At 63.7% G+C, this 24,436-nt stretch carries 22 protein-coding genes; 4 read left to right on the top strand and 18 right to left on the bottom strand.

All coding sequences use genetic code 11. The annotated features are described in order from the left end of the window. Positions 1-29: 29 nt before the first annotated feature. Entirely contained in the window at positions 30-1,040 is a 1,011-nt protein-coding gene (locus JAB6_RS21860) for a substrate-binding domain-containing protein (RefSeq protein ID WP_070304493.1), read from the bottom strand. Positions 1,041-1,482: 442 nt separating this feature from the next. Between JAB6_RS21860 and JAB6_RS21855 the strand changes: the two genes are divergently transcribed. Then, a complete protein-coding gene (locus JAB6_RS21855) occupies positions 1,483-1,815 on the top strand; it encodes a hypothetical protein (RefSeq protein ID WP_070304585.1) in 333 nt (110 codons plus the stop codon). A gap of 7 nt (positions 1,816-1,822) precedes the next feature. Here JAB6_RS21855 and JAB6_RS21850 read toward each other — a convergent pair whose 3' ends face one another. Further along, positions 1,823-2,866 (bottom strand): MBL fold metallo-hydrolase, encoded by a 1,044-nt coding sequence (locus JAB6_RS21850; protein WP_070304492.1) that lies wholly within the window; start codon positions 2,864-2,866, stop codon positions 1,823-1,825. A gap of 169 nt (positions 2,867-3,035) precedes the next feature. On the opposite strand from JAB6_RS21850, the gene JAB6_RS21845 reads away from it, so the two are divergent. Further along, the gene (locus JAB6_RS21845; RefSeq protein ID WP_070304491.1) at positions 3,036-3,659 is read left to right on the top strand and encodes a TetR/AcrR family transcriptional regulator; all 624 of its coding nucleotides are present in this window, start codon (positions 3,036-3,038) and stop codon (positions 3,657-3,659) included. On the opposite strand, the gene JAB6_RS21840 is transcribed toward JAB6_RS21845, so the two are convergent. Next, on the bottom strand, positions 3,632-4,729 hold the full coding sequence (locus tag JAB6_RS21840) for a sialidase (protein WP_070304583.1): 1,098 nt from the start codon (positions 4,727-4,729) through the stop codon (positions 3,632-3,634). The genes JAB6_RS21845 and JAB6_RS21840 overlap by 28 nt on opposite strands. A gap of 14 nt (positions 4,730-4,743) precedes the next feature. Continuing rightward, the gene (locus JAB6_RS21835; protein WP_034752960.1) at positions 4,744-5,013 is read right to left on the bottom strand and encodes a MoaD/ThiS family protein; all 270 of its coding nucleotides are present in this window, start codon (positions 5,011-5,013) and stop codon (positions 4,744-4,746) included. A 92-nt stretch (positions 5,014-5,105) separates the two neighbouring features. Here JAB6_RS21835 and JAB6_RS21830 point away from each other — a divergent pair, with 92 nt between their 5' ends. Further along, positions 5,106-5,417 carry a hypothetical protein gene (locus JAB6_RS21830; protein ID WP_070304490.1) on the top strand — a complete coding sequence of 104 codons (312 nt, stop codon included), beginning with the start codon at positions 5,106-5,108 and terminating at the stop codon, positions 5,415-5,417. 18 nt (positions 5,418-5,435) lie between these two features. Here JAB6_RS21830 and JAB6_RS21825 read toward each other — a convergent pair whose 3' ends face one another. Then, entirely contained in the window at positions 5,436-6,491 is a 1,056-nt protein-coding gene (locus tag JAB6_RS21825) for a PQQ-binding-like beta-propeller repeat protein (protein WP_070304489.1), read from the bottom strand. Positions 6,492-6,702: 211 nt separating this feature from the next. Between JAB6_RS21825 and JAB6_RS21820 the strand changes: the two genes are divergently transcribed. After that, complete coding sequence (locus tag JAB6_RS21820; RefSeq protein WP_065306239.1) at positions 6,703-8,301, top strand: hybrid sensor histidine kinase/response regulator; 1,599 nt, start codon at positions 6,703-6,705, stop codon at positions 8,299-8,301. Between the two features lie 26 nt (positions 8,302-8,327). Here JAB6_RS21820 and JAB6_RS21815 read toward each other — a convergent pair whose 3' ends face one another. From JAB6_RS21815 to JAB6_RS21755, 13 genes are all read right to left on the bottom strand, one after another. Then, a complete protein-coding gene (locus tag JAB6_RS21815; RefSeq protein ID WP_065306268.1) occupies positions 8,328-12,338 on the bottom strand; it encodes a response regulator in 4,011 nt (1,336 codons plus the stop codon). A gap of 8 nt (positions 12,339-12,346) precedes the next feature. Then, positions 12,347-13,504, bottom strand: a complete 1,158-nt coding sequence (locus tag JAB6_RS21810; protein WP_070304488.1) for a two-component system response regulator — start codon at positions 13,502-13,504, stop codon at positions 12,347-12,349. 600 nt (positions 13,505-14,104) lie between these two features. Further along, positions 14,105-15,646, bottom strand: a complete 1,542-nt coding sequence (locus tag JAB6_RS21805) for an IS66 family transposase (RefSeq protein ID WP_070304487.1) — start codon at positions 15,644-15,646, stop codon at positions 14,105-14,107. Positions 15,647-15,675: 29 nt separating this feature from the next. Beyond that, a complete protein-coding gene (gene tnpB, locus JAB6_RS21800) occupies positions 15,676-16,023 on the bottom strand; it encodes an IS66 family insertion sequence element accessory protein TnpB (protein ID WP_034754629.1) in 348 nt (115 codons plus the stop codon). Next, the gene (locus JAB6_RS21795; RefSeq protein WP_254671742.1) at positions 16,020-16,445 is read right to left on the bottom strand and encodes a transposase; all 426 of its coding nucleotides are present in this window, start codon (positions 16,443-16,445) and stop codon (positions 16,020-16,022) included. Before JAB6_RS21795 ends, tnpB begins: the two co-directional genes overlap by 4 nt. Before the next feature lie 54 nt (positions 16,446-16,499). Beyond that, positions 16,500-17,126 carry a hypothetical protein gene (locus JAB6_RS21790; RefSeq protein WP_139143476.1) on the bottom strand — a complete coding sequence of 209 codons (627 nt, stop codon included), beginning with the start codon at positions 17,124-17,126 and terminating at the stop codon, positions 16,500-16,502. A 116-nt stretch (positions 17,127-17,242) separates the two neighbouring features. Continuing rightward, positions 17,243-17,539, bottom strand: a complete 297-nt coding sequence (locus JAB6_RS21785; RefSeq protein WP_070304485.1) for a 2Fe-2S iron-sulfur cluster-binding protein — start codon at positions 17,537-17,539, stop codon at positions 17,243-17,245. 9 nt (positions 17,540-17,548) lie between these two features. Further along, positions 17,549-18,700, bottom strand: coding sequence for a Gfo/Idh/MocA family protein (locus JAB6_RS21780; RefSeq protein WP_070304484.1), 1,152 nt, complete (start codon positions 18,698-18,700; stop codon positions 17,549-17,551). A 9-nt stretch (positions 18,701-18,709) separates the two neighbouring features. Then, a complete protein-coding gene (locus JAB6_RS21775; RefSeq protein ID WP_070304483.1) occupies positions 18,710-19,762 on the bottom strand; it encodes a sugar phosphate isomerase/epimerase in 1,053 nt (350 codons plus the stop codon). Positions 19,763-19,855: 93 nt separating this feature from the next. Beyond that, positions 19,856-20,791, bottom strand: a complete 936-nt coding sequence (locus tag JAB6_RS21770) for a substrate-binding domain-containing protein (RefSeq protein WP_235194259.1) — start codon at positions 20,789-20,791, stop codon at positions 19,856-19,858. A gap of 88 nt (positions 20,792-20,879) precedes the next feature. Next, the gene (locus tag JAB6_RS21765; RefSeq protein ID WP_034752947.1) at positions 20,880-21,887 is read right to left on the bottom strand and encodes an ABC transporter permease; all 1,008 of its coding nucleotides are present in this window, start codon (positions 21,885-21,887) and stop codon (positions 20,880-20,882) included. Beyond that, positions 21,868-23,355: a sugar ABC transporter ATP-binding protein gene (locus JAB6_RS21760; RefSeq protein ID WP_070304482.1), complete on the bottom strand. Its 1,488-nt coding sequence runs from the start codon at positions 23,353-23,355 to the stop codon at positions 21,868-21,870. The genes JAB6_RS21765 and JAB6_RS21760 overlap by 20 nt, the downstream gene beginning before the upstream one ends. After that, positions 23,355-24,380, bottom strand: a complete 1,026-nt coding sequence (locus JAB6_RS21755) for a LacI family DNA-binding transcriptional regulator (RefSeq protein WP_083292894.1) — start codon at positions 24,378-24,380, stop codon at positions 23,355-23,357. The genes JAB6_RS21760 and JAB6_RS21755 overlap by 1 nt, the downstream gene beginning before the upstream one ends. Positions 24,381-24,436 lie beyond the last annotated feature (56 nt).

Below are 24,436 nucleotides of genomic sequence, written 5' to 3'. Positions count from 1 at the left end.
CAACGCAGAGCCTCGGCTCTGCGTTTTTTTTATTCGGGGCAGCGCCCCACCGTCGCTCCCGGCAACAGCACCGGTTGCCAGATTTCCTGCAGCCGTTCCGGCGGCGTGCCGGCCAGCAGCGATTCCAGCATTTCGACCATCTTCGCGCCGGCGCGGCGCAGGTCGGGCTGGTCGATGGTGGTGACGTTGATGCCGATCAAGGTGTCTTCCACATTGCCCCAGACGATGACGGAGATTTCCTTGCCGATCTCGATGCCCGCATCCATCAGCGCGCGCACCACGCCCACGCCGGACAAATGGTTGTCGACGATGACGGCCGTGGGTCGGGGCGAGCAGGCCAGCAATTGCTGCATGGCCTGGTAGCCGCTGCGGCGGTCAAAAGTATTGTCGAGCAGATAGGCGGGATCGACCGGCAAGCCCGCTTGCGCCATGCAGCGGATAAAGCTTTCCTTGCGCTCATACGCAAAATGCAGATCCAGCGGGGCGCTCAACAGGCCGATGCGCTGGTGGCCATGCGCCGCCAGGAAAGACACGGCCAGGTCGATGCCCGTGTCGTTGTCGTAGTCGAAATAGGCGTACGGCGCGTCGATGCGCGTGCGGCCATTCGCGACAAAGGGAAAGCCCACTTTCGTCAGGTAGGCGATGCGTTCGTCGACCACCTTGGTGCGGCCCACCACCAGGCCATCGACCTGGCGCCCGCGCACCATGTTTTCATACGAGGGCTGTTCGTTCTGCGGCGACACGGGCGCGATGATCAAACTCATCTTCGACGCTTCGACGGCGTCGGACATGCCATTGACCACGGAAAGAAAGACGCTGTCGCCCAGGTCGCTGGGCAGCAAGGGATAGATCATGCCGAGCACATTCGTGCGGCCGACGGCCAGGCTGCGCGCAAGCGGATTGGGCCGGTAGCCGACTTTCTTGGCGGCGGCCAGGACGATTTCACGGGTGCGGGAATTGACTTCCGGATAGCCGTTCAACGCCCTGCTGACTGTCGTTTTCGACATGCCGAGGGCAATTGCGAGGCTCTTGAGATTCATGTTAACTACCTGTCTGTATGGCAAAAGAAACCAACTCTGACCGTCCATTATAGCCCAGAGCGCCAAACAGGCCGCGCATTAGCGGGCGCAGACATGGTATAAAAACAACAATATATTGACTATCTAAAAAGCAACGTTTTAAATGTGAGCACTTGTGCCCCTCTACGGCACGGCGTCACCGATGGCAGAGAAACAATGCTCGCAAGCGACAGCATGTACTCACTTCGACAATCATTGCCTCACCTTTGGCATGCCGTTTCGGCAACACAGGGCGCGCGCGATAGCATTATCAAGAAAACATATTGACTGGAACTGTGCGAGAATTTGTCCTACTCTTGATTCAGGTAAAGGTTACTGCCAGGCATGTTGCGTCTGATGCAACACATGGCCCGGGCCCCCTTCCTTCCCTGTACGCCTGGACATACTTTCAAAGGTGAACAATGTGGTATCGCTAACGTCCGTCAACAACTTGCAAGCCTCGCTGGCCACGGCGCAGCGCCGGGTTGAACAAGGCCAGAACCAGGTGCGGCGCGACAGCGAACAGCTGGCGCAAAGCCGCCAGTTGCTGGCGCGGGAACAGGAATCGCTGAGCCAGACGCAACGCAGCAGCCAGCAAGCGCAGGCCGATGCTCCGGCCGCCGTCAAGGCACCGCAGCTGGACCAGGCGATCAAGGTGGCCGTGCCGCAACAAGCGGCCCCGGCCGCACCGAAAAGCACGCCCCAGCTGAACGGCTATGGCCAGACCCTGGGACGCCTGATCGACGTGACGGCCTGAGCCAGCGTTACCGCGCCATCTCTTCTTCCAGCATTGCCAGCCACCATTTTTCGCCTTTTTTCGGATGCGCCAGGTCGACCGCCTCGCCCATCTGCGGCGTGGCCAGGTTCACGCCCTGCTTGGCCGCCAGCCCCGTGATGCGGTCGAACGGTTCGTGCCAGGCATGCAGCCCCAGGTCAAACGTGCCGTTGTGTACGGGCATGAGCCACTTGCCGCGCAAGTCCTGGTGCGCTTGCAAGGTCTGTTCCGGCTGCATGTGCACGTCCGGCCACAGTTTGTCGTAGGCGCCCGTCTCGATCATGGTCATGTCGAAGGGGCCGTACTTGTCGCCGATCTGCTTGAAACCGTCGAAATAGCCGGAGTCGCCGCTGAAAAACACGCGCACGTCCGGAGCGTCGATGACCCACGAGGCCCACAGGGTTTGATTGCTGTCAAACAGGCCGCGCCCCGAGAAATGCTGCGACGGCGTGGCGACGAGTTTCACTCCGGCAATCGTCGTGCCTTGCCACCAGTCGAACTGCTGCACCTTTTCCTTCGGTACGCCCCATTCGACGAGGGTATCGCCCACGCCCAGCGGCGCAACGAAGTGTTCGGTCTTGGCCGCCAGTTGCAGCACGGCGGCATAGTCGAGGTGGTCGTAATGGTTGTGCGACAGGATGATGGCCTTGATCGGCGGCAAGTCGGCGATGCTGATGGGCGGCTGGTGGAAACGTTTCGGTCCTGCCCACTGCACCGGCGAAGCGCGCTCGGAAAACACGGGGTCGGTGAGAAAGAATTCGCCGTTAAGTTTCAGCAGCAGGGTCGAATGGCCGAGGCGAAACAGGCTGTTGTCGGGCGCGGCCAGCAGCTGCGCCCGGGTCAAGGCTTGCACGGGAACGGCCGCGGCCGGCACCGTGCTATCCGGTTTATCAAAGACAAATGTCCACAGCAGCTTGAGCGTCGCTGTCGTGCCCAGCTTGTACATTTCCACGGGATTGCGGAACTTGCCTTCGTGGCGTTGTGGGGATTCAGCGGGCGCGGCAGGCGCGGCGCGCAAGGTGCAAGAACTCATGATGATCAGGACTCCCAGAAAGAAGAGACGACGTGCGGCTCGGTGCAAGTGCATATATGGCCCGGCAAGGAATTAACAAGGATTAAATTACACTACACAGTGTAGTTCCTATTTCTGGCAAAGTAAACCAGGAGGTGTAAAATATTGTTTTCAAAGGAGATTTTCAGCCATGGCCGCACCGCAACGCCTCACCGACCGCAAGCGCGTCGCCATCGTCGATGCCGCCATCGCCGAGTTCCGCGACCACGGTTTTGATGCGACCAGCATGGACAGGATCGCCGCCACGGCCGCCGTTTCCAAGCGCACCGTGTACAACCATTTCCCCAGCAAGGACGAGTTGTTCGCGGAAATCCTGCAGCGCATGTGGGAAAGCAGCGTGTCCCAGCCAGCCGTGCCCTATGTGGCCGACCAGCCGCTGCGGCCGCAGGTGCTGGCCCTGGTCGAGCAGAAAATGGAATTGCTGTGCGATCCCACCTTCATCGACCTGGCGCGTGTGATCTTTGGCGAAACCATCCACTCGCCCGAGCGGGCGCAAGCCATGGTGGCGCGCCTGAATGAGAAGGAAACGGGACTGAATATCTGGATCCGCGCGGCGCAGCAAGACGGGCGCATCAAGGCGGGCGAGACCCTGGAAGTGGCGCATCTGCTGATGTCGCCTTTAAAAACCTTTGCCTTCTGGCCGCAGATCACCATGGGTGAGCCCCTGCTGGGCCCGGCACGCCAGCGCAAATTAGCGGAACTGGCCGTCGATATCTTCCTGTGCTATTACGGCGTGGCGAAACAGACGGCATAAACGGGCGGCAAGTGGGCGGACAGCGTCTGCCAGTGTTCGCCCTCATCGCCGGAATACCAGGCGCCGCCCGTCGTCGACGCCATCAATAAACTGCGCCCGTCGTCGGCCAGCGCCAGCCCGTGGCGGTAGATGAGGTCGTAGCAATGCCGCTGCGGCAGTCCATCGCGCAACACTTCGAAAGTTTTTCCGCCATCGCGCGTGCGCGTGACGGCCAGCGCGCCGTCGATGGGAATGCGCAGCACGTCCGCCTGCGCCGGCACGAACCAGGCCGTACCGCCATCGCGCGGATGCACGGCCACGGCAAAGCCGAAATGCGACAGCGGCGCCGTCGTCACTTCCTGCCAGTGCCAGCCGGCATCGTCCGAACGCCAGATGCCGTTATGGTGCTGGCACCACAGCGCGTCCGGCGTGCCGGCACTGCGCACGATGCGGTGCGGGTCTTGCACGGCTTCGTTTTCATCGAGCTCGGGCGGCATGTAGTCGGCGCGCATGCCCGTCGCGCTCAAGGCCCAGCTGGCGCCGCCATCGAGCGTTTGCCACACGCCGCCGCAGGACACGCCGACGAGCACTTTGTTGCTGTCGCGCGGGTCGACGCAGATGCTGTGGATGCCGGGTACGTCGTAGCCGCCGCCAAACCACTGCGCCCGCTGCGGCACGTTCCACAAGGACTCCACCAACTGCCAGCTCTCACCGCGGTCGTTGGAGCGGAACAGGCCGCCAGGCAAGGTGCCCGCCCACAGCACGCCGGGCTGGTCCGGGCCGCCGGCCGCCAACGACCAGATTTGCCGCAAAGTCCAGTCCACGGTATCGGTGCTGTCCTCGGGCTTGGCGGGATAGGCGGGCACGGCGACTTCCTGCCACGCGCTGGCGCCCGCGTCGAGGCGGTGCAGCTTGGCGCCGAAGTGGCCCAGGTTCAGGGCCGCGTACACGGCGCCGTCGCGGCCATCGTGCAGCAGCATGGAGACGGGATCGCCGGCAAACTGCACCAGCGCCAGCTGCCAGGCGCCGGCCGCATCGACATCGAACTGGAACAGCCCCTTGCGAGTGCCGAGATACGCGCGTTGAACCATGCCTTGTCCCATACTTAACCTCCGGAAAGTGCCTGCAAGATATAGACCTGACTGTCGGGCAGCAAGGCATCGTCGAGCACGCGCCGCTCGCGGCAACGGGCGCCGTCGATGAAGATCACCACGTTCGGGCGCAAGGCGCCCTGCTCGTCGAGCACATAACCGCGCAGGCGCGGCTGCTGCGCAAACGCGGCATCGAGGGCGGCGCGCAGGCGTGGTGCATCGACGTCCACCGTGGGGACGTCGATGTAGCGTGCCAGTTGTTGCGTAAAATGCAGATGCGCCATGCTGCCCTTCGACGTCGTCGGCCTCGACTCATTCTAGTCCGCTTTGCGGCCAATACAATTAAAATAGCGGCAAGCACACAAGGAGGCCAGGCATGACGATTACCCCGGAAGAACTAGCGGTGCTGATGCAGGAAGTGGAGGTGGCAGATCCCATCGATTTTGCCGACCTGCCCTTCAACGAGCAGGAATTGCGCGGACTGATCGCCAACCACCTGTGCGAGATGGCCGACGCCATGGAAAGTTTCAGCCCGGAAGACCGCAACCTGGCCCTGCTGGCCGTGGCGGCCAAGCTGGTGCTGGAAAACCTCGTCTTGCACGTGCAGCTGCTGCGCCGCCACGGCTTGCCCGTCAGCGACAGCGTGGATGCGCTGCTGCAGCGGATCAAAAGCCCGGGCAAGCCCTAGCCGCCGCGCGGCAAGCCGCTACTGCAGGTTGATGGCGGTCAAGACCATGCTGCTGCCGGGCAAATCCGTGCCCTGGCGGATGTACAGCACGCCATGGCGCGACAGTGCCAGGCTGCCGCCCATGCGATAGGTCCAGACGGCCTTGCGGCTGGCCAGGTCGATCGCATAGGTATTGTTGCGCCCGCCAACAAACAACAGATTGCCGGTGACGATCAGATCGCCGCCAAAGTACTCATCGAGGGCCGTATCGAGGGGCCAGCGCCACAGGAGCGCGCCATCGCCGAGCTGGCGCGCTTCGAGCGACCGGCTGGCCTGGTTGCCCACGTACACGATGCCCTGCGCCACCACCGGCTGCGTGCTGAACTGCCCCCGCACCGTCCAGCGCACGGCGCGGCTATCCACGTCAACCAGGCTCAGACTGTTATCCGCCGCCTCGCCGGCCGGCGGTCGCTGATTGAGTACCAGCACGCTGCCCGCATCGGCCAGCACGGGCGCCTGGCGCAAGCTGCTCTTGTTCAAGCCGCCCAGCACCTGACCCGGCACCGCCACGCTGAAGCGGACCGTGCCATCGGTGATATTGAACGCCGTCAATGTCCCTGCCGCATGGCTGTACACCGTGCCCCCGCTGACGGCGGGGGTCCAGTCGTTGACGTTACCCAGCGTGGGCAAACCGAGGCTGGCAGACCAGCGCGTCTGGCCCGCCGCCGCATCGATGCCGCTGATATCGTTATTGCCGCCCACGTAGACATTGCCGCCAAAAAAGGTGGGCGCCGTCGCCAGGGAAACGCCCAGCAGTACGCCATTCGTATTCGGCGGACGCACGCCGAGCGGCGCGCCGCCAGCGAGCGCATCGAAGACATACACGGTATCGCTGCCGGCCATGGCCAGCTTGCCGCCCGCAACGGCTGGCGCGCCCAGATAGCCATCCGACGTGAGCGACTGGGTCCAGCGCGCCTGGCTATCGCTCTCGCTGAGTGCCGTCACGGTCGAGGTGGTCACATATTTGGTGCTGCTGCCGTCCACCGGCGCGGCGGACTGCTGGCTGACATACACGAGGCCGTTGGCAGCCACCACGGGACTACCGTAAGCGTCTGCCCAGTGACGTCTTGGCTAGTTGCGGGATTTGATCGATGATGGCGTCACAGCGATTGACGTTTTTATACAGCCTGGGCCAGAAGCCGACCTTGACGGCTTGAAATGCTTTCGTTTCAAATCGATAAAAAAATGCCGCATAATAAATGAAACGGTGTGCTACCTCACGTAGCAGGCCTCACATGGGGGAGACATGGCACAAGTGCTGAGAATACTGGTGGTTGATGATGTTGAAACAATGCGCAAGGTCACGGCTGGCCAACTGGCCTCGCTTGGCTACGGATCGGTGGATCTCGCAGCCGATGGCTCTGAAGCTTGGCGCATGATTGAGCGCAAGCGTTATGATTTGGTGATCTCCGACTGGAATATGCCGGCGTTGACCGGCATCGCCCTACTGCAGATGATTCGTTCCAGTCCGCGCCATGTGCACATGCCGTTCATTATGATCACCGCCGAGGCCGAGCGCAGCCGCATCGAAACGGCCATCAGCAGCGGTGTCAGCGACCTGCTAGTCAAACCCTACACGGCGGGCCGGCTGGCCACCAGCATCAAGCGGGCGATGGCGCATCAGGTTGCAGCACCGGCGCCGGATAAGGAAACGAACATCGACGCGCCGCAGGCCGCCACACCCGTGGACGATGTGATCGTCAAGCCACCGGCGGCGGTCCATTTACAATCAAGGGAACCGTTGCCTCCGACATTGCTCCTGGTCGACGACACCGCTGACAACTTGTACGTGCTGGCCAATGTGTTCAAGGGCCGCTACCGCATCAAGGCAGCGCACAACGGCGAGAAAGCACTGGCCTTGTGCTGTGGCGACACGCCGCCAGACCTAGTGCTGCTGGACGTGATGATGCCCGGCATGGACGGTTTTGAAGTGGCGCGCCGCATGCGCGAGCATCCCAGCGCAGAAAATGTACCCATCATCTTCGTCACCGCCCTTACCGACGACGCCGCGCGCCTGCAAGGCATGGAGTTGGGCGCGGTGGACTTCATTACCAAGCCAATCGACCCGGCCCAGCTGAAGCTGCGGGTCGACAACTTCATGCGCTACGTCGAGCTGCGCCGCCACCTGCAAGCCGATTACGACAACATGCTCGCCATCGCCCGCCTGCGCGATGACGTCGAGGCCATGACGCGGCACGACCTCAAGGGACCGCTGGCCGGCGCCATCGGCATAGTGCAGTCGCTGATCGACGCCGCCGACATGGACCGCCGACAGCTTGAGAATTTGCGGCTGGCCGAGCAGGCCATGCTGCAGGTGACCGACATGGTCAACCTGTCCACCGAGCTGTACAAGATCGAGACGGGAAAATACGTGCTCCATGCAGCGCCGCTGTCCATCAGCGACATGTTGCGGCGGGTGGTTGAGACGGCACGCGCCACTTACGCGGGTAAGCAGCTGGTGTTGGCGGTCGACACCGATTTCGATGTCGGCATCGACGCTCCGCTAGCGCTGGGCGATGCCATGTTGACCTATTCGCTGCTGAATAATCTGATCAAGAACGCCTGCGAGGCAGCGCCAGAGCGCACCCGTGTCATTGCCACGCTGTACACCGGAAGCCCGTTGCGCATCGAGATAGTCAACAAGGGTGTGATCCCGGAACCGATACGCGAACGCTTCTTTGACAAGTTCGTCACCGACGGTAAGTCCGGCGGCACCGGCCTGGGCACTTATTCGGCACGCCTACTGGCGCGCGCGCAATACGGCGAGGTGGCCTTCGCCGTCGATGACGAGCTCCAGACCACCACCCTGATTGTCAGCCTGCCGTCGGTGCCGCCCCCGGCCTAAGGCGAATCGCGCGGCGGCCTTGCTTGTCAGGCTGGCTGCACCACGGCATCAAGCGCTTCCAGCGCAGCGTCGAAGTCGAAGCGTTCAATTGCCTGGCTGACTTTGCGCAGCTGTCGCGCCAGCGGGTGGCCGGCGGCTTGCGATTCCAATGTCTCCAGCACATCCAGCGCGGCGGTGTCGCTGTCGGCCAGCAGCTTGCGCAGCTGGGCAAGTGTGGCGGCCGCGTCCGGCGGCAGGGCGGGAGCCGCTGCGATGGCCCCGGCCCGGGTGTTCTCTGCCGCTGCAGTATAGTTGCCCAGTGCCGCCAGGCCGAGCAGCACCGGCGCCAGTTCGTTTTCGACCGCCGTCAGCAGCACAGCCAGTTCGGCTTCGGCTACACCAGCTTTGCATGCCAGTTCCAGTGCGGTAGCTGTCGCCGCCACGCCTTTGGCACCGACGTTGCCGGCGGTGCCGCGCAAGGTGTGGGCTACCCGCGCCGCCGCTGTGGGGTCATCGCTTTGCCGCGCAGCCTCAAATTCCCCCCGCAGTCTAGCGTGGCCGTCGCGGAAGCGCACCAGCATGCGCAGGTAAAGGTCCTGCCGGCCCATGCTGGTCGCCAGGCCGGCGCGCTGGTCGATACCGGGGAGTTCGGCAGGTAGGGCCGCAACCACTTTGCCTGCGGAATCTGGCTGCCCCGCTGGGGGCGCTGCTAATGCCGACTGCGCCGGGCGGATCCACTTGCTCATGGTGGCGAACATGGCGGTGACGTTCAGCGGCTTGGAGATGTGGTCATTCATGCCGGCAGTCAACGCCATTTCGCGGTCGCCGGCCATGGCGTTGGCGGTCATGGCGATGATCGGCAGCTGAGCGTAGCGGGGTTGGGCGCGCAGGCGGCGGGTGGCTTCGTAGCCATCCATCACTGGCATCTGGCAGTCCATCAGCACGCCGTCGAAGGCGACGGTCCCGGCTTGAGCCAGTAGGTCCAGCGCCTGTTGCCCATCGCCTACGATGGTGAGCACGATGCCAGCGCTTTCAAGCAGCTCGCGCGCTAGCTCCTGGTTCATATCGTTGTCCTCGGCCAGCAGCAGGCGGGCGCCGGCCATGCGGGCCTGGTCGGCCGCGCTGCGGTCCTGTCGCTCTGCCTGGCGCGTTTCGGCCACCACGCCCTTGCCCAGTACCTCGCCGATTGCTTCGAGCAGCGTCGACGGGGTGACTGGCTTGGTCAGCACGGCTGGCAGCGCCACCTGCTGGAGCGCCGCCGCTTCCTGAGCGTCGTCCCGGCCGAAGGCAGTCACCATGATGACAGAAGGGATGTGAGTCACGGCGCCGCTCTGCATGCGCTGCAGCGTTTCGACGCCGTCCATGCCCGGCATGCGCCAGTCCAGTAGCACCAAGTCGTAGGGCAGGCTTTTGCGCTCAGCCTCGACCATGGTGCGCAGCGCGCTGTGGCCGCTGTCGGCGAGGTCCACCTCCAAGCCGAAACTGCGCGCCATGGTCGACAAGATTTCGCGCGCGCTGGCGTTGTCGTCGACCACCAGCACGCGCAGGCCGAGCAGCTCGTCGGCGTGGAACATGCGGCGCGGCTGCACCTCGGTCTGGCGTCCGAAACGGGCGTTGAAGTGGAAGGTCGAGCCCTCGCCCGGCATGCTCTCGACCCAGATACGGCCATCCATCAGCTCCACCAGCTTCTTGGAGATGGCCAGACCTAGCCCGGTGCCTCCGTATTTGCGCGTGGTCGAGCTGTCTGCCTGGCTGAACGAGTGGAACATGCGTTCGCACTGCTCGGCCGTCATGCCGATACCGCTGTCGCGCACCCAGAAGTGAAGCTCGACTTGATCCCCGGCGTCGGCAGCCATCTCGATCCCGACCACGATCTCACCGCGTTCGGTGAACTTGGCGGCGTTGTTGCCGAGGTTGACCAATACCTGACCCAGCCTCAGCGAATCGCCTACCAATGCGGTCGGCAGGTCGGCCGAAGTGGCGAACAGCAGTTCCAGGCCTTTTTCCTCGGCCTTCAGGCCGATCATGCTGGCGAAATTCTCCAGCACGTCCTCCAGCCGGAACGGGGCCTGCTCTATGTTCATCTTGCCCGCTTCGATCTTGGAGAAGTCAAGAATGTCGTTGATGATGCCCAGCAGGTTCTCGGCCGAGCGGTGCACCTTCTCGATGTAGTTGCGCTGTTTTTTGTCGAGATCGGTGCGTAGCGCCAGATGGCTCATGCCGATAATTGCGTTCATCGGCGTACGGATCTCGTGGCTCATGTTGGCCAGGAAATCGCTCTTGGCGCGCGTAGCGTCCTCGGCGATCTCCTTGGCGCGCAGAACCTCGGCCTCCGCCAGCTTGCGGTCGCTGATGTCGCGCACCGAGGCGCACACGCAAACGCCGCGCTCGGCGATAGCCGGCAGCCGCGACAGGCCGATCTCGACCGAGAAGCGGCTGCCATCCTTGCGCATACCGTGCAGGTCGGCGCCTGTCATGCCCATCTGGCGTGCCGTGCCTTGCTCGATGAAACCATTGCGCGAGCCGACGTGGCGCCCGTGCGCCTCCGGCGGCACCAGCGTTTCGATCGGCAAGCCGGCCAACTCGCCGGCCTCGTAGCCGAACAGCTGGTCGAGCTGCGGGTTGGTCATCATGATCAGGCCGTGCACATCGATTACCAGCATGCCGTCCGGCGCAGCCTCGATGATGCCGCGATACCAGGCCTCGGTGGCTTTCAGCACCACCTGCTGCGCTTCGAGTTCGATCGCCATGGCCTGCACCGCGTGGCTGCGTGCCTTGATTTCCAGCGACATCGCCAGTTTGGGCAGCAGCTCGTCCATCAGCACCCGGCCCGATTCGCTGGGAGCGTCGAAGCCGGCCAGCTCCAGCACGCCCATCAGGCGCTCGCCGTGCAGCAGTGGCAGCACCTGCAGGTGGCGTGGGCGCGACCGCCCCAGTTGCGAGTGAATCTGCACGTAGTCGTCCGGCAGGGCGTCGAGCCGGAGCGGCTGGCGGTCCTGCGCGCACTGACCCAGCAGGCCACTGCCCAACGCCAGTTGCGGCGCCGGCGGATGGTCCGGATCGGCGGCGTAGCTGGCGGCAAGGCGCAATGCGGCGGCGTTTTCGTCAAGCAAGTAGAGCGCGCCCTGGCCAGCCTGCACCAGCGGCGCGAGTAGCGTCAACAGGCGCTGCGCGGCCTGGTCAAGGCTGGCCGCTTGCTGCAGTTCGGCCTGGATCGAGGCTTCCTGCGACTTGATCCAGCGCTGCATGTCGAGCTGGCGCGATTCGACCTGCAACTTGGCGATGGCGCGGGCCAGGTCGCCCGTTTCGTTCTGGTAGTCAGTATGCGGAATCACGCTGTCGAGCTGGCCGGCGGCCAGCGCATCGACCGCCTCGCGCAGGCGGTTGACCGGGCGCCGGATCGAGATGCTGATCCACCAGGCGCATAGCAGCGCCACCGCCAGGCCACCGATCAGCAGGGCGTAGGTGAGGGTGCTGCTGGTGAGGGCGAATTGGCGAATCTGGTAGATGGTGCTGCGGGCGTTGGAATCCTTGACGGCGGCGATCTCGGCCATCTGCCGGTCGGCGGTGCGCATCGCGTGCTGGAAGCGCTCGCTGTTGAGCAGGGCGTTGGCTTCGGCGTTGCGGTGCAGCCGCGCCAGTTCGATTGCCTCGTCGGCGATGCGCTCGGCGCGCGCCAGCATGCTTTCAAAGACGTTATGGCGTTGCTGGTTGTCGATGCGCAGCAGGGTGGCGCGGGCCTCGTCGACGGCAAAGTGTAGCTGCTCGCGCGTCTTGTCTAGCTGTTCGAGCGCCTTGTCGACGGCAACAGGGTCCGGGGCGTTGGCCACCTTGTGCAGCATTAGCTCGAAGCGGTTGAGCTGGATGCGGGCCTCCTTGACCTGTACGATGCCGATCATGCCCTCGCTGAGCAGGCGCTGCATGTCGCTACTCAACTGGTCTTGGGTGCGCAGGCTTTGCAACCCCAGCGCCAGGGCCAGCAGCAGCACTGCGCAAAAGCCGGCCGCAAGCTTCTGGCGCAGGCGCAGCCGTTCAAGATAAGCCAGGGGCGAACGCATGCCGGCGCTCACTGTGCAGGCAGGGTGTGTGCGATGGCGGCAGCCTGCTTGGCCATGTCCTGGTCGCTGTCGGCGTAGCGCGCGGCGATCTGCTGGAAGGCGGGCAGGTTGGCCAGGAAGGCGTCGCAGACGTCGGGATCGAAGTGCGAGCCGCGCCCCTCGGCGATGATCTGCACTGCCTTTTCATGCGGCATGCCTTCCTTGTAGACGCGACGACTGATCAGGGCGTCGTAGACGTCGGCCACCGCCATCAGCCGCGCCGAAATCGGGATGGCGTCGCTGGCCAGGCCTTCGGGGTAGCCGCTGCCGTCCCATTTTTCCTGGTGTGAGTAGGCGATCTCCTTGGCCAGGCGCAGGAAGTCGACGTCCATGCCCAGTTGTTGTTCGGCGTGGGCGATGGCGTCGCGCCCGAGCGTGGTGTGGGTCTTCATGATCTCGAATTCCTCGGGTTCGAAGCGGCCAGGCTTGAGCAAGATGCGGTCGGGGATGCCGATCTTGCCGATGTCGTGCAACGGCGCCGACTTGAACAAGAGCTTGATGGTGTCGGGGTCGAGGAAAGCGCGGAAGCGCGGATGCTCGCTCAGATGTTCGGCCAGCACCTTGACGTAGTGCTGGGTGCGGCGGATGTGGTTGCCGGTCTCGTTGTCACGCGTCTCGGCCAGCGAGGCCATGGCGTGGATCGTGACATCCTGGATCGCGCCCAGCTCGCGCGTGCGGCGCTGGACTTCCTGTTCCAGGTACTCGTTCTTGTCGCGCAGGAAGTCGGCCGCGTCTTTGACCTTGAGTTGGGTGCGTACGCGCGCCAGCACCACGGGCGGGCTGATCGGTTTGGTGATGTAATCGGCCGCGCCCAGCTCCAGACCGTGCGTCTCGTCCTCGCTGGAGGCCATAGCGGTCAAGAAGATGATGGGTATGTCGCGCGTGGCCGGGTCGCCCTGCAGTGCCTGCGCCACTTCGTGGCCGGTCATCCCAGGCATCATGATGTCAAGCAGGATGAGGTCGGGCGGCGGTGCATCGCGCGCGATGCGCAGTGCTTTCTCGCCGTTATTCGCTGCTTTGACCGTATAACTATCCTTGAGCAAGTTGGCCATCAACAGAAGATTATCCGGCGTGTCGTCCACGACAAGGATTACAGGCCTGATGGGACGGGTATAAGATGAGTTCATGCCTAAATGCTCCAATCAGGTCCGCACTAATTTGTTGCCTAGACTATATCTGTGTCCTGTGTGCAAGTAAACCGCATATTAGTTTTGCTATGCGAATCGCTCCCGTCCTACACTACATTCTCCGATCTCTAGGTATATATGGATTGCTCATCACTCAACATTTCGAAAATGACAGTGTGGGGAGGGTGCGCTTAGGGAGACCTCTGCCGCCAAGCTGAACTTCTGCTTTGAGGCCAGGCTGTGTGGAAACGCAGAAAAATTCTGGTTCTTCAAAAATCGGCCTCTCAAAACGCGCGCTACCCCGTTTTCTCGGTGGCGGGAATGGTAACCCTACCCACAAATATTTTGAGATTTGAAGTTTTCACCCAGCCTGGGGCGGAACCAGCCGCTCCCTGCCTCTGCTGGTGGCGTTACGGAAGTTGTCAGTTCAGGGACGACGTCGTTCGCAGCCATTTCGTTATCCCTTTGGATTAGTCGCAGCTATTCAGCGAAAAATCGTCGCAGCTTTTAGCAAAATCAAGTTGGCCTAGCCCTGTGCCGCAATACCTTTCGTCGCGTTTATTTCAGAAAGTCACAACACCGCTGGGAAGCGGCGTGATCTCAAAGGGCTGCTGGCAGCTTGCAGTTCCAAGGCAAGAAGTCATCAACCCGGTTGACGGGATGATCGGTGATATGCGTCAGCACGTGACGCAACCAGGCTTCGGGTGCGACACCGTTCAGCTTGGCCGTGCCGATCAACGAGTAGATCGCGGCGGCCCGTTCGCCGCCGCTGTCGGCGCCGGCGAACAGATAGTTGCGCCGACCAATGGCGACACCACGCAAGGCGCGTTCGGCCGCCGAGTTGTCAATCTCGATGGCGCCGTCGTCGCAGTAGCGCAGCAGCGCCGGCCAGAGCTTGAGCGCGTACAGGATCGCCGCCGCCGTGTCGGACTTGCGCGACAGCGTATCGAGCGTGGAGCGCAGCCAGTGCTCCAAGTCCTCGAGCAGCGGGCGCGAGCGGGCTTGCCGAACTTGTCGTCGTTCGTCGGGCGGCTTGCCCCGGATCTCGGCCTCGATCACATAGAGCTCGGCGATCCGGCGCAGCGCCTCGGTGGTCAGCGGCGTCGCGCGCGCCGCGTGCAGGTCGTGGAATTTGCGCCGCGCGTGCGCCCAGCAAGCCGCTTCCTGGATCGTGCCGTCTTCGAACAAAGCGTTGAAGCCAGCGTAGGCATCGGCTTGCAGCACGCCCTCGAACTTGGCCAAGTGGGTTTGCGGATGGATGCCCTTGCGGTCGGGCGTGTAGCCAAACCAAACCGCCGCTGGCGTGGTGTCGCCGGCGGGCCGGTCATCGCGCACGTAAGTCCACAGACGGGCCGTCTTGGTTTTGCCATTGCCGGGCGCCAGCACCGGGATCGGCGTGTCGTCGGCATGCAGCTTCGACGCCGTCAGCACGTGGCGGCGAATGGCATCGACCAACGGACGCAGCAATGCGCTAGCGCCGCCGACCCAGTCCGCCAGCAGCGCACGATCGAGGTCGACGCCTTCGCGGGCGTAAATGACGGCCTGGCGGTACAGCGGCAGATGATCGGCGAACTTCGCAACCAGCACATGCGCCAGCAGGCCGGGGCCGGCGATGCCGCGCTCAATCGGCCGGCTTGGCGCCGGCGCCTGGACGATGGCGTCGCAGCAGGAGCACGCCAGTTTCGGACGAACATGGCGGATCACGCGGAAGCTGGCCGGCACGAACTCCAGTTGCTCGGCCACGTCCTCGCCCAGCGGCCGCAGGCCGCCGCCACAAGCCGGGCAAGCATCGGCCGGCGGCGCATACACCTTTTCGTCTCGCGGCAAATGATCGGGCAACGGCCGGCGCACAGACTTCTTTCGCGGCGCCTGGTCGGCCGCCGGCATCTCGCGCGCCGCCTCGGCCTCGTCGACTTGCAGGTCTTCCAGTTGCAGCTCCAGCTGCTCGATTTGATGATCCAGCTTTTCCGATTTGCGGCCGAATTGCATGCGCCGCAATTTGGCGATCTGCAGCTTGAGGTGCTCGATCTCGACGGCGCGCGTGTTCAGCTGTTCGCGCAGCCCTTCAACCACCTCGTTTTGAGCGAGCAGCAGTACCTTCAAGGCGGCGATGTCGTTGGGCAGGTCGGCTGGGCTGAGCATGTGCCAAGTTTACGCGAGCCTTGTGTCGTTTACAAGGCCGACGTTGGTCTCCAGGTCCGTTCCGGCCGCCGCCAGTCGATGCCTTCAAGCAGCATCGACAGTTGCGCCTGCGTCAACGCCACCGAACCGTTGGTAGCCTGCGGCCAGATGAAGCGACCACGCTCAAGCCGCTTGGCCAGCAGGCACAGGCCATCGCCGCTCCACCACAGGAGTTTGATGAGGTCGCCGCGCCGGCCCCGGAACACGAATACGTGGCCGCTGAACGGATCTTCCTCCAGCGCCGTCTGCACTTTGGCAGCCAGGCCGTTGAAGCCGGAGCGCATGTCGGTGGTGCCGGCGGCAAGCCATACCTTGGTGCCGGCGGGCAGGCCGATCATCGTAGAGCCCGATCGAGCACCTGCGCCAGCGCGGCCGCGTTGGGCTGGCCTTCGATTCGCACGCGCACTTCGCCCAGCTCCAGCATGATCGTGCCGTCGGCGTCGGCGTCGGCGGTGGAGTTGCCCGGAGCAGGCGCCGTTGGCGCCAGCACCACTGGCAATAGGCCATCGTCGCGAATCAACGCAGGCACGCCGAGGCGTCCTTGTTGATAGAGGCGGCGCCAGCTAAACACCTGGTTGGCGTTGACGCCGTGTTCGCGTGCAATGCGAGCCACCGAGACGCCCGGTTCCAGCGACAACGCCACCAATGCGCGCTTGAACTCTAAAGAATGCTGCCGATAATGGCCGCGCGCATTCGTCGAAGTGATTGGTTGAAAATTTGTGTCCATAATCAGAATTTGTGGGCACAAATGCTGTGCCAAAATTCGATCATGAATGACGGTGGTCAGGGAGTCCAGACGGCGCTGGGAAGACGCTTACGGACTACCGACGAAGCCGCGCGGGGAAGTGGGGCCCAGCCAGGTCCAGCGCCGCGTGAAGCGGCGGCTGTCGAGGGTGACCGGCACCAGGCCCGTATGCGCGGCATTGCCATTCACGCCTTCCCAGTCGCCCGCGCCGGGCAAGGCCTGCAGCGCGCCCATGCTGCCGGCGAGCGGCGCGACAGTGACCTTGTAATCCATGCTTTCCGTCTTGTAGAGGCCCACTGTGGCGGGCAGGGCCAGCTCGATCTTGCCCGTGTACACGCCCGGTGCCAGGTTCGGCAGCGCCTTGAACGTCAGCAGCCAGCTGCCATCGGCCTGCTTCTGGCGGTCAGCCATCTGCAGCACGCTAGCCGTGCCGCTGGCCGGTTGTTCATGCGGCTGGGGACGCGCATCGGTCACGCCATCGGCCAGGCGAACTGTCACGCGGATGTCATCGCAGGTGGCGCCGGGCTGGGCGGTGCAGCTGCCGCTCACTGCCGACAGGGTCATGCCGGGTTTTTCCTGCAAGCCAGGCGGCACGCCAACGCTACTGCCGGAACCGCCGCCACAGGCGGACAAGGTAGTCATGATAGCCAGCGGCAATGCGGCGGCCTGCCACAACGAAGGGAGTAATGTACGCATGCAATATCCATGTTGAGGTTTCATTTCCTCCCCAATGGAGGTGTGCTGGAAACCTGGACTGAATGTTATAGCATGAGAAACATTGTTAAAATCTAACAGATACTCACGGCGACGCCTTACTTGCGCACGGCCCGCGCCTGCACCGTGAGATCGCTTTCGGCCACGGCCACGCAGGGCAGGATGTAGCCGTCGAGCCGTTCATCGGGGCTGATGCCGGGCCAGTCCACCGTGTACCGCACTTGGCCCGCCGGCATGTGGCAGAGGCAGGTGCGGCACGTACCATTGCGGCAGGAACTGAGCAGGCGGATGCCGGCCAGCTCGGCGGCGGCCAGGATGGTCGTGCCCGCTTCGGCCGGGAATTGCCAGCCTTGCGGGACGATGGTGATGGTAAAGGTGGTCAGGGGCGCGCTCATGCGCCCAGTTTACCAGTCCGCCAGCGCGGTCCAGCTGGCGCCCGCCGCATGGCTGCGCAGCACGGCTTCCGCAAAGGCCAGGCCCGCCACGCCATCGGCCACCGTCGGCAGCCAGCTCGCTTCCCTGGGCACGGGCGCGCCCGCCTGCAGGGCGCGGATGGCCAGGGCAGCATCCAGGTACAGCTGGGCAAACGCTTCCAGATACCCTTCCGGATGGCCGGCCGGCACGCGCGTGGCGTGGCGCGCGGCGGCGCTGTCGACCCGTCCCGGACGCAACAGCTGGCGGTTGCCGCCCTGCGGCGTACACCACAATTCGTTCGGTTGTTCCTGGTCGAAGTCCAGCTGCGCCTTGCTGCCGAACAGGCGCAGACGCACCGTGTTTTCGCAACCGGTCGCCACCTGGCTGGCCCACAACGTACCCTTGGCCCCATTCGCATAGCGCAGCATCACCTGCACGTGGTCGTCCAGGGTACGGTTCGGTACAAAAGTCGACAGTTCCGCCAGCACGGCCTGCGGCGTCAATCCGCTGACGAACTGCGCCAGGTGGTAGGCATGCAGCCCCACGTCGAGCAGGGTGCCGCCGGGCCCGGCTTTCTGCGGGTCGTTATGCCAGTTGCCCTCGTTCATGCCGCCCGCCGCAATCGCATCGGCCAGCCAATCCTGCGAATACTCGACTTGTACGAGGCGCAGTTCGCCGATCTCGCCCGCCTCGACCATCGCTTTCGCATGACGCAGCAGCGGGTAGCCGCTGTAGGTATGCGTGAGCGCAAACAGCAGATTTTTCTGCTCGGCCAGCGCCGCCAGCTTTTGCCCTTCCGCCAGAGAAATGCCCAGCGGCTTGTCGCAGATCACATGGATGCCCGCTTCCATGAAGGCCGTGGCGACGGGCGCGTGCAAATGGTTGGGCGTGACGATGGCCACGGCTTCGATGCCGTCCGCCCTGGCGGCCTCCGCCTGCGCCATGGCGCGGTAATCGCTGTAGCAGCGTTCGGGCGCCAGATGCAGCGCGGCGCCGCTGTCGCGCGCGCGGTCCGGGTCTGACGACAAGGCGCCCGCCACCAGTTCGTACTGGTCGTCGATGCGCGCCGCGATACGGTGCACGGCGCCAATGAAAGCGCCCTGCCCGCCCCCTACCATGCCCAGCCGTAAGCGTCGCTGCATGTCGTTTCCTTATTTCAAGCCAAGCAAATGATTGATTTGATGTTGATCCACCGCGCTGCCCGCGAAATCGTCGAACGCGCGTTCAGCCACGTGGATGATGTGCTCGCGGATGAAACGCGCCCCTTCGGCCGCCCCGTCCTCGGGATGCTTCAGGCAGCATTCCCACTCCAGCACGGCCCAGCCCGGGAAATCGTACTGCGCCATCTTGGAAAAGATCGCCTTGAAGTCGATCTGCCCGTCGCCCAGCGAGCGGAAGCGCCCGGCCCGGTCTTGCCATTCGGCATAGCCGCCATACACGCCCTGGCGCCCGTTCGGCCTGAATTCCGCATCTTTTACATGGAAGGCCTTGATGCGCGCGTGATAGATGTCGATGAATGCCAGGTAATCGAGCTGCTGCAGCACGAAGTGGCTGGGGTCGTACAGAATCGACGCGCGCGGGTGGTCGTTGACGGCGGCCAGAAAGCGCTCGAAGGTCACGCCGTCATGCAAGTCCTCGCCCGGATGCAGCTCATAGCAAAGGTCGACGCCGGCGGCGTCGAAGGCGTCCAGGATGGGCAGCCAGCGTTTCGCCAGTTCCGCGAAAGCCGTTTCCACCAGTCCGGCCGGGCGTTGCGGCCACGGGTACAGATACGGCCAGGCCAGCGCGCCGGAAAACGTCACGTGCGCCTTGAGGCCAAGGCGCTGCGAAGCGGTGGCCGCCCACAGCAGTTGCTGCGTGGCCCAGGCCGTGCGCGCAGCCGAGTCGCCACGCACATGCTCGGGCGCAAAGCCGTCGAACAGCGCGTCGTAAGCGGGATGCACGGCGATCAACTGGCCCTGCAGATGCGTCGACAGTTCCGTCACCTGCAAACCGTGGCGCGCCAGCAGGGCGACCACGTCGTCGCAGTACTGCTGGCTGGCCGCCGCCTGCTCCAGGTCGAACAGACGCGGCGCCGTCGGCAGCTGCAAGCCCTTGTAACCGAGGCCGGCCGCCCATTGCGCCAGGTGCTCGAGCGAGTCGAACGGCGCTTCATCGCCGAGAAACTGGGCCAGGAAAATGGCCGGACCCTGGATGGTTTTCATGTCAATGTCCTGTTGGATAAAGCCGGGGTCAGACCCTCAATGCCGCTAACGCACAGGTCATTGCTAGCGGGCGAGGGGGTCTGACCCCAGAATTTAAAAAGGCGAGTTCGGAAAGTAGAATTGCTTGGCGTTCTCGCGCGTGATCAGCACCGATGGGATGATCGTGTTGGCCGGCAATTTATCACCTTTCAGGCGCGCTTCCGTCGTCAGCTTGATGGCGTCGTACATGAACTTGGGCGAGTAGGACACGTCGGCCACGATCAGCGGGTCGGAACCGTCCATGATCTTTTTCACGGCGCCCTTCGCGCCCGCGCCGCCGAACACTTGCTTGATGTCCGTGCGCTTCGCTTGCGCGATGGCTTTCTGCACGCCGATGGCCATGTCGTCGTCGGCGGCCCAGACGGCGTCGATCTGCTTGAAACGCGTCAAATAATCCTGCATGACCTTGAAGGCATCGTCGCGGTTCCAGTTGCCATACTTGGCGTCCAGGACCTTGATCTCGGGATGGCCCTTCATCACGGCGGAAAACGCGTCATAGCGCTCGTTGTCCAGGGTGGTCGGCATGCCGCGCAGCACGACGATATTACCCTTGCCATTCAGGCTTTTCGCCAGGTACTCGGCCGGCAGCTTGCCGAAGGCCGTGTTGTCGCCGGCGATATACGCATCCTGCGACTGCGTGTTCGTCAAGCCACGGTCGACCACGGTGACGTAGACGCCCTTGTTTTTCACTTGCGCGACAGGCTGCGTCAGCGAGGCCGATTCGATGGGGAAGATCACCAGGGTGTTGATCTTGTTCACCGTCAACATGTCCTGCAACTGGTTCGCCTGCTCGGGCGCCGTGGCGGCCGTCTTGACGATGATTTTCAGCCCCGGATGGGCTTTTTCCAGTTCCGCCTTGGCCTGGTTCGCCCACCAGACGATGCCCGACGTAAAGCTGTGCGTGGCCGTGGGGATGGCCACGCCGACCACCAGTTTTTCCGCCGCCTGCGCGCTCGGCAAGGCCCACGCCTGCATCACCAGCACTGCCATCCCTGCTACCCGTATAAAGCTCTTCATGCTGCTCTCCTCCAAGGTTGTGGGCGCCCGTTGGCTGCCCTTTCAGAACGCCGCTGTGTTTTTATTTGCGGCCTCGCTGCAGGAAGGCGACGGCGATGATCACCACGCCTTGCACTGCGGCATTCAGGTAGACACTGATGATGCTGGTCAAATTCAGGATGTTGCTGATCACGGACAAGAGGATGGCGCCGATCACGGTGCCAACGATGCGCCCTTCTCCCCCCTTCAGCGCCGTGCCGCCGACGACGACGGCGGCGATCGCTTCGAGTTCCCACAGCAAGCCCGTCGTCGGCGTGGCCGAACCCAGGCGCGGCACGTACAGCACCGTGGCGATGCCCACGCAGACGCCCAGCAGCATGTAGGTGGCGATCTTGACTCTATCGACATTGATGGCCGCATAGCGCGCCACTTGCTCGTTGGAACCAATCGCCTGCACGTGGCGGCCAAAGGTCGTGCGGTTGAGGATGATGGCGCCGGCCGCGGCAACGAATAAAAAGATCCAGATCGGTATCGGCGCGCCCAGCACGCTCGTGTAGTAGACGGGGCTGTACAGCTCGGACAGGGTCGCGTCCAGGGTCAGCGCGCCGCCATCGGCCAGGTACGTCAACACAGCGCGGAAGATGCCAAGCGTGCCCAGGGTGACGATGAACGGCTCGATATTGCCCTTGCTGATCAACAAGCCATGCATCAGGCCGAATCCGGCGCCCAGGACCAGGGCCATGGCGATGCCCAGCACCAGCATGGTGATCGGCGCCAGGTCGCCGCCCGCGCCTTGCGCCAGCGCATTCATGAAATAGATCATGCAGCCGGCGATCAGGGCCGCCATGGAGCCGACCGATAAATCGATGCCGCCGGAAATAATCACGAAGGTCATGCCGACGGCGATGATGCCGATGAAGGCCGTGCGCGTGAGCACGTTCATCAGGTTGTCGAGGGTGGCGAAGTCGCCATTGAGCAAGGTGCCCGCGATGCACAGAGATAACAGGCCCAACACGGGGCCAAAGCCCTTGATGCGCGCGCCAAATTGGGCCAGGGGGGATACGCTCGTATCAGTGCGTGCCGGTTGCATGGGCAATCAACTCCTCTTCAGTCAGGTGGTCAGCAGACAGGGTGGCTTGCAAGGTGCCGGCGCGCATCACGGCGACCCGGTGGCACAGGCCAATCAATTCGATCAATTCGGATGAAATCACGATCACGGCGCGCCCTTCGGCGGCCAGGCGGTGTATCAGGAAATAAATGTCACGCTTGGCGCCCACGTCCACGCCGCGGCTCGGCTCGTCGAGCACGACGACCCGCGGGTCCGAATGCAGGTATTTCGCCAGCGCCAACTTTTGCTGGTTGCCGCCGGACAGCATGCGCGCGCGGCTGTCCAGGTCGCCCGTGCGGATATTGAAATCCCCGACGGCCTTGGCCAATGCAGCTTTTTCCCCGGCCACATCGAGCCACGGCCGTGCATAGCGCTCCATCGTCATCATCGTGAGGTTTTCGCGCAAGCCCAGGTTCACATGCAGACCTTTTCCCTTGCGGTCTTCGCTCAGGTAGGTCATGCCGTTCTGCATGGCTTGCTTGGGGGTGCGGATGTCCACGGGCCGGCCATTGAGTTCGATCGTGCCCGCGCTGCGCGGACGCAAGCCCAACAAGGCCTCGAACGATTCCGTGCGCCCCGCGCCCACCAGGCCCGCAAAGCCCAGTACTTCACCGGCGCGCACCTCGAACGACAGATCCTTCGACCAGCCGGGCACGCAAAAGCCCTCCACTTTCAGGAGCACGGGCGCGTCCGGCGCCAGCGCCACCTTGACCGGGAACATGTCCGACAATTCGCGCCCCACCATCAGGTTCGCCATCTGCTGGCGCGTGAGGCTGGCCGTCGGTTCGCGCGTGACGAAACGCCCGTCGCGCATGACGATGACCTCGTCCGTGTTGCGCTCGACTTCATCAAGCTTGTGGGAAATGTAGAGGATGGTCACGCCATCCGCTTTCAGCTGAGCCATCACGGTAAACAAACGCTGCGTTTCCGACGACGTCAGGGTGGCCGTCGGTTCATCCATGATCAGGAAGCGGGCGCGGCGCGACAGGGCCTTGGCGATTTCCACCAGCTGCTTCTCGGCGACGATGAGGTCGCGGATTTTCGTGTCGGGCGACACGTCCAGGCCCACCTGTTTCAGGTAGCGCGACGCTTCTTCCTTCATGGCGCTCTCGTCGAGCAGCCAGCCGCGCGTCTTTTCGTGGCCGAGGAACATGTTTTGCGCCACCGTCAGGTGTTCGGCCAGGTTGAATTCCTGGTGGATCAGTACGATGCCGGCGCTCTCCGCCGCGCGCGAACTGGCAAAGCGCTGGGGCTGGCCATCGATCAGCAGCTGGCCTTCGCTGACGGCTTCATAGCCGGCGAGGATTTTCATCAGGGTCGACTTGCCGGCACCATTTTCACCGAGCAAGCCATACACGCGCCCCGGCGACAGGTTGAAACTGACGCCATGCAAGACGCGCACGGGGCCGAAATCTTTGCAGACCCCCTCGAAACCGACGGCAACGCTCACTATGCACTCCCTCGCAGAATTAATTGGTGTTGCAGCAGCACGCCAGGCACACTGGCCGCCGGGTCCGCCAAACGTTGCAGCAGCAAGCGGGCCGCCGTCTCGCCCAGTTCGCGCATCGGCTGGGCAATCGTGGTCAAGCCCGGGGCGATCTGCGCGGCGATGGCGATATCGTCGAAGCCGATGACGGCCACGTCTTCGGGCACGCGTTTGTTCAGCTGGCGCAGCGCGCTCAGCACGCCAATGGCCAGGGTGTCGGACACGGCAAAGATGGCCGTCGGTGCATCGGGCTGCGCCATCATCCGCAAAGTGGCAGCCGTGCCCGCTTCGTAATCGAGGCTTTGCACCGTGTGCACCCACTGCGGCTGCACGGGCAAGCCGGCCGCCGCCAGGGCGTCCAGATAGCCTTGCTGGCGTTGCCGCGCGTACAGATAGCGCTCATCCGAATTGATCAGGCCGATGCGCGTATGGCCGCGTGACAGCAGATGCGCGACGGCGTCGGACGCAGCGCGGTGGTTGTCGATGCCGACATAGGGCACGGCCACGGCGGGGTCGAACTCGCAGCACGCCACCCACGGCAGGGTGACGGATTCATGCGACAGGGCATGCTGTACCGTGTCCGGATCGAGGCAGATGGCGCCATCGGCACGGTGCATGCGCAGCAGGTCGAAATACGAGCGCTCGCGGCCCGCGTCGGCGCCCGTGTCGCACAGCAGCACGAAGTAGCCGTGTTCGCGCGCCACCGTATCGATGCCGCGCACGATCTGCGCATAGAACGGATTACCCACGTCAGGCACCATGGTGAGCAGCATGCGGCTCTCGGCCGTGCGCAGGCTGCGTGCCAGGTGATTCATGCGGTAACCGAGCGCGGCCACGGAAGCGAGCACCTTGTCGCGCGTGGGCGCCCGCACTCCCGCTTGCTCGTTCATCACGCGCGAGACGGTGGCCACCGACACGCCCGCATGCGCGGCGACGGCGCTGATGGAGACGGTTTCTGTCGGCAAAGGTGATGGAACGGCTGCAGGCATGGCGCTTTTCAACAAAATGTAATCGATTACATTTATAAGCCAGTCGCGCGCGCGAT

Origin of the sequence: Janthinobacterium sp. HH104, assembly GCF_001758715.1 — a bacterium.
Lineage (GTDB): Bacteria > Pseudomonadota > Gammaproteobacteria > Burkholderiales > Burkholderiaceae_D > Janthinobacterium > Janthinobacterium aestuarii.
This window is presented reverse-complemented; position numbering and strand designations above follow the sequence as displayed.